2 protein-coding genes are annotated in these 552 nt (G+C 65.8%); one reads left to right on the top strand and one right to left on the bottom strand.

What is annotated here, in order from left to right; genetic code table 11:
- Nucleotides 1-185: TetR/AcrR family transcriptional regulator (locus A9X01_RS23030; protein ID WP_155772235.1), on the bottom strand; the 185-nt coding region annotated here is incomplete at its 3' end.
- An 82-nt stretch (nucleotides 186-267) separates the two neighbouring features.
- Here A9X01_RS23030 and A9X01_RS23025 point away from each other — a divergent pair.
- Nucleotides 268-552: TetR/AcrR family transcriptional regulator (locus A9X01_RS23025; protein WP_253849326.1), on the top strand; the 285-nt coding region annotated here is incomplete at its 3' end.

The following is a 552-nucleotide window of genomic DNA, read 5'->3' as shown; positions in this document are numbered from 1 at the left end:
GCGGTGTTGTTCGGAAAGTAGTTGTAGAGGCTGGCACTGGTGACATCGGCCGTGCGGGCGATTTCACGAATGGTGGCCCGCGAGTAGCCGGCCTGCGCGACACATCTCATGGTCGCGGCGATGATCCGTTCTCGGGTTTCCCCGCCGACGGCGCCGACGGGACGGCCCAACTGGCTACGCGTCATACGGGTCCTGTCCTGTCCTGCCGGTCGACCATGGTCGAATATATTCGACCGATCAATTAGTTCCGCCGTTCGGAGGTACCCGGTGACCGTCGGCTCCCAGCTCGGCCGGCCGGTCGGCGCCAGCGGTGAGCAGACCCGGCAACGCATCATCGCCGCAGCCATGCGCTGTGTGGCCGAGATGGGATATTCGCAGGCCTCGATCCGCGAGATCGCCAGGACCGCCGGCATGACCAGCGGCAGCCTGTACCACTACTTTCCGAACAAGGCCGAATTGATCAAGGCCACGATCGCGACGCGGGACGAAGCCGCCATGCCGCGGTTGCGCCAGGCCGCCCAGGGCCCGGGTGACATCGTCGACCGGGTCGAA

It is taken from the genome of Mycobacterium asiaticum (genome assembly GCF_001668675.1).
In the GTDB taxonomy this organism is placed as follows: domain Bacteria; phylum Actinomycetota; class Actinomycetes; order Mycobacteriales; family Mycobacteriaceae; genus Mycobacterium; species Mycobacterium asiaticum_D.
Note: the sequence above shows the minus strand (reverse complement) of the source record. Positions and strands in the feature narration are given on the sequence as shown.